The sequence below is a fragment of the Amycolatopsis iheyensis genome, assembly GCF_024703995.1.
GTDB lineage: Bacteria > Actinomycetota > Actinomycetes > Mycobacteriales > Pseudonocardiaceae > Amycolatopsis > Amycolatopsis iheyensis.
The window spans coordinates 83,853-92,485 of record NZ_JAMXQV010000025.1 but is presented as its reverse complement, the minus strand read 5'-3'; the positions used below and the strand labels follow the sequence as shown (position 1 = coordinate 92,485).

Genomic DNA, 8,633 nt, shown 5'->3' with positions numbered 1-8,633 from the left:
CGAGCGGAAGGAACCCGATGACGTTCGCGGCAGGTCCCGTCCCCTCGATCGGCGCCCACCAGATGCTGGTCTTCCTGCTCCAGATCGGGGTGCTGCTGGCGGCCGCGGTGGTGCTCGGCAGGCTCGCCGGCCGGCTGTCCCTGCCGGCCCTGGTCGGCGAACTGACCGCGGGTGTCCTCTTCGGCCCGTCGTTGTTCGGGCAGCTGCCGGTGTCCCACTGGCTGCTGCCGCGGGACCCGGCGCAGACGCACCTGCTCACCGCGGTGGCGCAGCTCGGCGTGCTGCTGCTGGTCGCGATCACCGGGGCGCACATCGACCTCGGGCTGATCCGGCGCCGGCGCGGGCAGATCGGCATCGTCAGCCTGGGCAGCGTGCTGCTGCCCCTCGCGGCCGGCTTCGGGCTCGGCTTCCTGCTGCCGGACTCGCTGATGGCGGCCGCCGCCGACCGGCACGCCTTCGCGCTGTTCGTCGGGGTCGCGGTCGCCGTCAGCGCGCTCCCGGTGATCGCCAAGACCCTGCTCGACATGCGGCTGCTGCACCGCAACGTCGGTCAGGTCATCATCGGCGCGGCGGCGATCAGCGACATCGTCGGGTGGCTGCTGCTGTCGGTGGTGTCGGCGATGGTGACCAAGGGCCTGCGGGCCGGGATGGTCCTGGAGTCCGTCGGCTACCTCGTGGCGGTGCTCGTGTTCACCTTGGTGGCGGCGCGGCCGATCGTCCGGCTGCTCCTGCGCCCGGCCGAGCGGGCGCACCAGCCGGGTGCCGGTGTCGCCACCGCGGTGGTGCTGATCATGCTGTTCGCGGCGGGCACCCAGGCGCTGGGCATGGAACCGATCCTGGGCGCGTTCCTGTGCGGCACGGTGATCGGCTCGCTCGGGGGCGCGGCCCGCGGGTTCCTCGACTCGATGCGCCCGTTCGTGCTGTCCACGCTGGCGCCCTTGTTCTTCGCGACCGCGGGGCTGCAGGTGGACCTGTCGGCGCTGGGCCGGCCCCCGGTGCTGCTCGCGGCGGTGGTGCTGGTGCTGGTGGCGGTGGTGACGAAGTTCGCCGGCGGCTACCTCGGCGCCCGGATCGCCCGCCTCGACCACCTCGAGTCCGTGGCCATCGGCGCGGGTCTCAACGCCCGCGGGGTGGTGGAGATCGTGGTCGCCACCGTCGGCCTCCAGCTCGGCGTGCTGACGACCGCCACTTACACGATCGTCGTCCTGGTGGCCGTGCTGACCTCGGTGATGGCTCCCCCGCTGCTGCGCCACTCGACGCGCGGGGTTCCGGAGACGGCGGTGGAGATCGAGCGGGAGCGGGAGTACACCGGCCGCCGCGACTGATCCGGGGTCACGCTCCCGGCCACGCGGCGTACCGGCGCAGGCCGTAGAGCAGCGGCGGCGCCTGCCGGTGCGCCATCGCCACGACTTCGCCGAGCACGATCACGTGGTCGCTCGCCGCCATGGTCTGGGTGACCGCGCACTCCGCGATGGCGTGGGCGTGCGTCACCAGGTGGGGCAGTCCGAGCCGAGACGTCGGCGTCCACGGCAGCGCGGAAAACCGTTCGGGGCGGCCCGAAGCGAAGATTTCGGCGGCGTGCCGGGCGTTGCTGTGGAGCAGGTTGACCGCGAACCGGCCCCGGTCCCGGATGACCGAGAGGGTCGCGCTGCGGTGGGAGACGCAGACGAGCAGCGTCGGCGGCGCCACCCCGACGCTGCAGAGCGACGAGCAGGTGAACCCGTGGGGCCGGCCGGCGCCGTCCATCGCGGTGACCACCGCGAGCCCGGTCGGGAACGCGCTCATCAGCTCCCGGAACGCGGCCGGGTCCTGAGTGGTCACCGGGTCGTCGAGGGCACGGGCCGGTGCGGGCTCTGGCATCGGTTGGCTCCCTTGGCGTTCGTGATCCGCTCTATCGCCGCGATCTCCACGATATAGCGCGGAAAGTGCGCCGGTAGTGCCTGTTCGGCTCCCCCGCCGTCCACCCCGGAGCGGCACGTTTTCCCGTGGCCGCCGGGTATTCCGCCACCGGGCCGTCGCCGAACGGCTACCCCGCCGGTGCCCGATCGGCCGCACCGTCCGGGGTTGGCCGGATCCGGCCCGGCCCCGGATCCTCGGCTGACACGGGGCACGACGGACAGGAGCCCGCATGACCGACCTCGCCGCCCAACCCCCGGACGCCGCGATCGGCACCCTCGCCGAAGTGCTGCGCGACAACGCCGAGAGTGCGCCGGACGCCATCGCGTTTCGGTTCTTGCCACCCGGCCACACCCCCGGTGAACGCGGCGAAGCACTCACCCGGGCGGAGCTGGATCTGCGCGCCCGCACCATCGCGGCGGCACTGCAGCGGGCCGGCGGCGAGAAAGCGCGCGTCCTGCTGGTGCTGCCGCCCGGCCCGGACTTCCTCGCGGGCTTCGCCGGCTGCGTGTACGCGGGCGCGGTGGCCGTGCCGTGCTCGCCCGACGTCTCCACAGACGCGGCCGGGCGGCTCCTCGCGGTGGCCGCGGACGCCGAAGTGACCGTCGTGCTCACCACCGACGTGCTCGCGCCGGCGCTGCGGGACCGGTGGGACCCGGCCGCCGCGCCGCCGGTGACCTGGCTCACCGTCGACGCTCCGGACGAAGACCAGGCGTGGCAGTGGGTGCCGCCCGAGGTCGCCGGCGACGACCCGGCTCTCCTGCAGTACACCTCGGGCTCGACCGGCCGCCCGAAGGGGGTGGCCGTGTCGGTGGGCAACCTCTCCGCCCAGATCGCCAACTTCCGCGCGCTCACCGGGCTGCCGCCGGGCGGGAACGTCGTCTGCTGGATGTCGCCGCTGCACGCGCTCGGCCTCGGGCAGCTGCTGCTCGCCCAGCTCGTCGGGGGTGAGGCGGTGCTGATGACCCCGGAGGACTTCGTCGCCGACCCCTTCCGGTGGCTCGCGGCGATCTCCGCGACCCCGGGACCGGTGTTCAGCGGCGGGCCGAACTTCGCCTACGAGCAGTGCGTCAAGTCGATCGGCGAGGACCGGCGGGCCGGGCTCGACCTGTCCGGCTGGGCCGTCGCCCTCATCGGCGGCGAGCGGGTCCAGGAAGCCACGCTGGACCGGTTCGCCCGCGCCTTCGGCCCGGCCGGGTTCCGCCGCTCCGCGTTGTTCCCGGCCTACGGCCTCACCGAGACGATGCAGATCGTCGTGGGCAAGCGTGAACCCGCCTCGCTGGGGGTCGTCCTCGACGCCGCGGCGCTGGAGCGGGGACGCGCCGAACCCGTGCCGCCCGGGACGGCGGTGCGCACCCAGGAGCTCGTGGGCTGCGGGGGCGCCGGGCCGTTCGGGCGGGTGCTCGTCGTGGACCCCGGGTCCCGCACGGAGTGCGCCGCCGGCCGGGTGGGCGAGGTGTGGGTGAGCGGGCCGGTCGTCTGCCAGGGGTACTGGAACCGCCCGGCGGAGACGGCCGAGACCTTCGGCGGCACGCTGGCGAACGGCGACGGCCCGTTCGTCCGGACCGGCGACCTGGCCTTCTTCCACGGCACCGACCTCGTGCTCTGCGGGCGGCTGAAGGAACTGATCATCATCAGCGGCCGCAACCTCCACCCGCAGGACGTCGAAGAGGCGGTCCGGCGGGTCGAGCCCGCGCTGGCCACCCGGCCCGGCGCGGCCTTCTCCGTCGACGCGCCGGACGGCGAGCGGCTCGTGGTCGTGCAGGCGGTGGCGCCCGGTGACACCGCGGCCGGCCCGGACGTGCTCGCCGAGCGGATCCGGCTCGGGGTGACCAGCGCGCACGGCGTGGACGTGCACGACGTCGTCCTCGTCGAACCCGCGGCGATCGCGCGGACGCAGAGCGGGAAGGTCCGCCGGCGGGGCACCCGCGACGCCTACCTCGAGGGCAGCCTCGTCCCGGTCGGCCGGAGCACGGCGGCGGCCGCGGCACCCGACGTCGCCCCCTCGGCCGCGGGCGGCCTGCTGCTCGCGCTGCCCGCCGAGGCCCGGGTGCCCGCCGTCACCACCGAACTGCGCAGGCGGATCGCGACCCTGCTCGGCGTGGACCCGGCGACGCTGCCGGACGACCGGCCGCTGATCGGCCTCGGCCTGGAGTCGGTGCGGATGATCAAGCTGCGCCACGAGGTCGAGCACGGCTACGGCGTCTCCCTGCCGATGGCCGAGTTCCTGCGCGCCACCCTCGCCGACCTGGCCGCCGCGGTGCTGCGGGAGCTCACCGGACCGTCGAGCTGACCCCCGAGAGCGGACTGGAGACCCATGGACATCGCCGAAGAGTGGCTGCTGGCCGACTCCGCCTGGTGGGGCGCCGGGCGCCGGTTCGGCCGGTGCGCGCTGCGCCTGCGTGACGGCGTTCCGGCCGCGGCCGGGCCGGTCGCCACCGGGGCCGTGCCGGCCGGGGCCCGGGTGCGCCGGCTCGGCGGCACCGTCCTGCCGGGCCTGCGTGACGCGCACGTGCACTGCGGGCTGGTGGACCTGCGTGAGGTCCGCGCCGGCGGGATCGCCGAGGTCCACGACCTCGGCAGCGCCCCCGAAGTGCTCGAAGCCCACCGCCGGGCCGATCCCGCGAGCCTGCCGGGGATGCGGGTCGTCGGCGCGTTCCTGACGGCCCCGCGCGGGTACCCGGGCGACCGGTCCTGGGCCGCGCCGGGCAGCTTCCGCGAAGTGCGTTCGCCCCTCGACGCCGAGGCCGCCGTCGGCGAGCAGCGCCAGGCCGGCGCGCAGGCGATCAAGGTCGCGCTGAACTCCGACGCCGGCCCGGTGTTCCCCGCCGCCGTGCTCGTGGCGATCGTCACCGCCGCGCACGCCGCCGGCCTCGACGTCGTCGCCCACGTCGAAGGCCCGGCCACCACCCGGCTCGCCGCCGAAAGCGGCGTCGACCGGCTCGCGCACACGCCGTGGACCGAACAGATCGACGACGCCCTGGTGGCCGACCTGGCCCGCGGCACGGTGTGGGTCAGCACACTCGACATCCACGGGTACGGCGCCGACACCCGGCAGCTGCGCACCGCGACGGGCAACCTCAGGCGGTTCCTCGAACACGGCGGGGTCGTCCACTATGGAACGGACCTGGGCAACGGACCGCTGCCACTGGGAGTCAACCCCCGCGAGGTCACCGCGCTGCTGGCCACCGGGCTCTCCCCGGACGACGTGCTCACCGCCATGACCGGCCCGGGCGGTCCCGTCCCGCCGTGCTGGGTGCCCGGCGGCCTCGACCTGGAGCCCGGGCGGTTCGCCGGGTCCCTGGTGCTCGCGCGGGTGGTCGACACGGTCACGCACCGTCTCCCCACGGGGGTGCCACGGTAGCTCTCGGTGACAGTCGCACTGGTCACCCACACGGACGGCGGGGGCCGGGAAAGCCGAGGCCCGGGACGTCCGCTCTCCGCGAACCGGCAGTGCCGGAAGCACCCGCCGGTGAGATCACGACTAGAGTGAGGTTCGCAGGTTGGAATGCGGTAACGAAGGAGAGCGACACATGGACAAGTTCGAGCAGCGGCAGGCCGCGGCGCCGTTCATGGCCGGGATCGGCCACCCCACCGCGTCCACCCCGGTGAGCGGCCTTTCCTGGGGCGACTCGCTCTACGACCGCCTCCTCGCGCAGCGGATCATCGTGCTCGGCCAGGAAGTGAACGACGAAATCGGGAACAAGCTCTGCGCGCAGATGCTGTTGCTGGCCGCCGAAGATCCCAGCGCCGACATCGCGATGTACATCAACTCCCCGGGTGGTTCCATCACCGCGGGAATGGCCATTTACGACACGATGAACCTGATTTCGTGCGATGTGGCCACCTACGCCATGGGAATGGCCGCGTCGATGGGTCAGTTCCTGCTCACGGCCGGGCACCCCGGAAAGCGTTACGCGCTGCCCAACGCCGAGATCCTCATGCACCAGCCCCTGGGTGGCGTCGGCGGCAGCGAGTCCGACATCGCGATCCAGGCCGACCGGCTGCGCCGGATGAAGAAGCGCATGGCTTCGCTCATCGCCGAGCACAGCGGGCAGTCGCCCGAGCGGATCATGCTGGACTCCGAGCGCGACCGCTGGTTCGGCGCGGACGAGGCCAAGGAGTACGGGCTCGTCGACCACGTCATCACGCGCGCGTCCGACACGTCGGCCACGAACCCCACGCAGCCGGGACGCTGATGGGGTGACGTCCGGCGGTCCGGGCGCCGGGAGGAGCGACGACGAATGTCCTTGCACAGCCGCGCGATGGACAAGCTGATGAGCGACATGTTCGACGACCGGACGGTCATCATCGGCGGCGAGCTGGACAGAAGCGTCTCGACCTCGGTGACCTCGCAGTTGTTGCTGCTGAACGCCACCGACCCCGACGAAGGGGTCAAGATCTACATCGACAGCGCGGCCGGCTCCGTGTCGGCCGCGTTCGCGATCTGCGACATGATCACCTGGATCAAGCCGGAGGTTTCCACCCTGGCCATCGGCGCGGTGGGGTCGGTGGCGGCCATGGTGCTGTGCAGCGGGGCGAAGGGCAAGCGGTACGCGCTGCCGAACTCGGACGTCGTCCTGCGCCTGCCCGGCCCCGAGGAAGGGTTCGCCGAGGAACCCGTGAAGCCGACGGCGGCCGCGCACGAGCGCTGGGGCGAGGAAATGGTGCAGTTGCTGGCCGAGCGGACCGGGCAACGTCCGGAGGCGGTCGCCGCCGATCTGCGCAACCACCACCGCCTCTCGGCGGCCGCCTCGGTCGCCTACGGCATCGTGGACCAAGTGGTGGTCGGCGGGAAGTTCGCGCCCCAGTCGAACTGAGACCACCGCGGCTCACTCGCTCAACAGACCGTCCCGGATGGCGTAGGCCACCGCGAGCGTCCGGTTCGGGCAGTTCAGCTTGGCCAGGAGATTGGCGACGTGCCGCTTGGCTCCGTGCACCGAGATGCCGAGCCGGCGGCCGATCTGCTTGTTGCTCATCCCTTCGGCGAGCAGGCCGAGGGCTTGCCGCTCGCGCGGGGTGAGGCGGAAGTCGGTCGTTCGCGGCTGCCCTTGCCGGCGCAGCTCCGCGAACAGCTTCCTGGCCAGCGAGGACGGCAGCGCCATGTCCCCGCGCTGCAACCTCAGCAGGGTGTCCTCGAGCGTCTTCGGTTCGACCGCGGACTCCAGGAGGAATCCCTCGGCCGGCAGCGTCGCCGCTTGCGCGACCGCGTCGTCGCTGATGTCCCGCAGCATGGCCACCGTTTTCACCCCGCGCCTCGCCGCCACCGCGGCGACCTGTTCGAACTCGTCCAAAGCGCCGGCGGAGAGCAGGACGATGTCGAAGGTCCGGTTTTCCAGCAGGGTCACCGCCTCGCGGAAGCTCGCGCACCCGTGGACGGCCTTGACCGGGGAAAGGCTGCGCAGCATGTACGTGAGACCCCACCTCGAGACGCCGTTCGGAAGCGCCACCAGCACCGACAGCTCGACATCGCGCAGCCGGGCGACACCTTCGACAACGCGGTCTTGAGCCGCGGCGGTCTGACCGTTTCTCACTTCGACAGCTCCCAGAGTCGCTTTGCCGGCTTCGCGCGGAACGCTACGACAGGCCACTGAATCCCCCATTTCCCCATTGCGGCGCGGTGTTCACCACGCTCGTCCATCCTAAAAGGACAGTCGCCGGCCGTTGTCAAGCCCGGTCCGGCGCCGCCGCGGGCTTGCGGGCCCGGATGATGACGTCGAACAATCCCGGGTACTGCCGGTCCACGGTCTCGAAACCCGCTTCGGTGTACCACTTCTCGAATTCGGCGGTCGTGTAGGAACGTCCTTCGGGTGAGGCGACCGCGTGGACGTAGGCCGACATCCACGCGGCGTGCGCCGGGCCGGTCTCGTCGTCGTTCTGGGCGCAGGCGACGATCAGCAGGTGACCGCCGGGCTCCAGCGCCCGGTAGGCCTTCTCGAACAGCCCGCGGACGCGCTCCGGGGACCAGATCTCGAGGAACCGCGAAAACACGATGCAGTCGTGCGTGCCTGGGAACTCGTCCTGCATGATGTCGGTTCCGACGGCCTGGACGCGTTCGGACAACCCGGCCTCGGCGATCCGGTCGGTCGCCAGCTTCGCCACGTTCGGCAGGTCGAGGATCGTCGCCCGCAGGTGCGGCCACCGCTGGGCGAAGCTGATCGCGTTGGTCCCGGTTCCCCCGCCGACGTCGAGAACCTGCCGGTAGGAAGAGAAGTCGACGGCGTCGATCAGGTCCTGGACCACCGCTCGGCCGTGGTGCTCCATCATGGCGGTGAACGCCGTCTCGAGGTTCTTGTCTTCGGCGAGCAGTTCGTAGAGCGTGGTCGCCGAGGACCCGGCGAGCAGCTCGCGCTGCAGACCCGCGTTTTCGTTGTGCACCAGCGATTCGTAGAGCCGGCCCATCGGCCGGTACAGCATTTCCTGGGTGTAGCGGATGATGACCGGCATGAAGCCGTCCGGGTCGTCCGCGATCAGTTCGGTCGTGGCGGTGTTGTGGTAGCCGTCGCCGTCCTTGCGCACGAGCTCGAACGCGCAGCACCCCAGCAGCAGGACGTGCCCGGCCCGGTCCGCCAGCCCCAGCGCGTCCGCGATCTCCTCGCGGGTGCTGGCGGGCCGCTCCTTCAGCAGGGTGAACAGTCCCAGGCGCATGGCCGCCTGCAGGAACGGGAACCGGAAGCTGGTGTAGACCAGCGACCGCAGGTCTTCCATCGCGCCTGCCGATACGTCGGTCATGGTGC

8 protein-coding genes are annotated in these 8,633 nt (G+C 72.3%); 5 read left to right on the top strand and 3 right to left on the bottom strand.

Annotation, left to right across the window (positions count from 1 at the left end; translation table 11 throughout):
* Positions 1–17 precede the first annotated feature (17 nt).
* Positions 18–1,325 (top strand): cation:proton antiporter, encoded by a 1,308-nt coding sequence (locus M8542_RS37095; protein ID WP_257925014.1) that lies wholly within the window; start codon positions 18–20, stop codon positions 1,323–1,325.
* Between the two features lie 7 nt (positions 1,326–1,332).
* Here the strand turns inward: M8542_RS37095 and M8542_RS37090 are convergent, their stop codons facing one another.
* The gene (locus M8542_RS37090) at positions 1,333–1,860 is read right to left on the bottom strand and encodes a flavin reductase family protein (RefSeq protein WP_257925013.1); all 528 of its coding nucleotides are present in this window, start codon (positions 1,858–1,860) and stop codon (positions 1,333–1,335) included.
* 268 nt (positions 1,861–2,128) lie between these two features.
* Between M8542_RS37090 and M8542_RS37085 the strand changes: the two genes are divergently transcribed.
* The 4 genes from M8542_RS37085 (at position 2,129) to M8542_RS37070 (ending at position 6,716) form a co-directional block, all read left to right on the top strand.
* Positions 2,129–4,189, top strand: coding sequence for an AMP-binding protein (locus M8542_RS37085; protein ID WP_257925012.1), 2,061 nt, complete (start codon positions 2,129–2,131; stop codon positions 4,187–4,189).
* A 24-nt stretch (positions 4,190–4,213) separates the two neighbouring features.
* Complete coding sequence (locus M8542_RS37080) at positions 4,214–5,260, top strand: amidohydrolase family protein (RefSeq protein ID WP_257925011.1); 1,047 nt, start codon at positions 4,214–4,216, stop codon at positions 5,258–5,260.
* A 208-nt stretch (positions 5,261–5,468) separates the two neighbouring features.
* Positions 5,469–6,095 carry an ATP-dependent Clp protease proteolytic subunit gene (locus tag M8542_RS37075; protein ID WP_257925063.1) on the top strand — a complete coding sequence of 209 codons (627 nt, stop codon included), beginning with the start codon at positions 5,469–5,471 and terminating at the stop codon, positions 6,093–6,095.
* 45 nt (positions 6,096–6,140) lie between these two features.
* A complete protein-coding gene (locus tag M8542_RS37070; protein ID WP_257925010.1) occupies positions 6,141–6,716 on the top strand; it encodes an ATP-dependent Clp protease proteolytic subunit in 576 nt (191 codons plus the stop codon).
* A 12-nt stretch (positions 6,717–6,728) separates the two neighbouring features.
* On the opposite strand, the gene M8542_RS50475 is transcribed toward M8542_RS37070, so the two are convergent.
* The gene (locus M8542_RS50475; RefSeq protein WP_257925009.1) at positions 6,729–7,430 is read right to left on the bottom strand and encodes a response regulator transcription factor; all 702 of its coding nucleotides are present in this window, start codon (positions 7,428–7,430) and stop codon (positions 6,729–6,731) included.
* 133 nt (positions 7,431–7,563) lie between these two features.
* On the bottom strand, positions 7,564–8,628 hold the full coding sequence (locus M8542_RS37060) for a methyltransferase (protein ID WP_257925008.1): 1,065 nt from the start codon (positions 8,626–8,628) through the stop codon (positions 7,564–7,566).
* Positions 8,629–8,633: the final 5 nt, after the last annotated feature.

What these genes read in the sequence shown, in the direction of transcription:
- M8542_RS37095 (WP_257925014.1), top strand. Translation starts at nt 18, where the DNA reads ATGACGTTCGCGGCAGGTCCCGTCCCCTCGATCGGCGCCCACCAGATG.
- M8542_RS37090 (WP_257925013.1), bottom strand. Translation starts at nt 1,860, where the DNA reads ATGCCAGAGCCCGCACCGGCCCGTGCCCTCGACGACCCGGTGACCACT.
- M8542_RS37085 (WP_257925012.1), top strand. Translation starts at nt 2,129, where the DNA reads ATGACCGACCTCGCCGCCCAACCCCCGGACGCCGCGATCGGCACCCTC.
- M8542_RS37080 (WP_257925011.1), top strand. Translation starts at nt 4,214, where the DNA reads ATGGACATCGCCGAAGAGTGGCTGCTGGCCGACTCCGCCTGGTGGGGC.
- M8542_RS37075 (WP_257925063.1), top strand. Translation starts at nt 5,469, where the DNA reads ATGGCCGGGATCGGCCACCCCACCGCGTCCACCCCGGTGAGCGGCCTT.
- M8542_RS37070 (WP_257925010.1), top strand. Translation starts at nt 6,141, where the DNA reads ATGTCCTTGCACAGCCGCGCGATGGACAAGCTGATGAGCGACATGTTC.
- M8542_RS37060 (WP_257925008.1), bottom strand. Translation starts at nt 8,628, where the DNA reads ATGACCGACGTATCGGCAGGCGCGATGGAAGACCTGCGGTCGCTGGTC.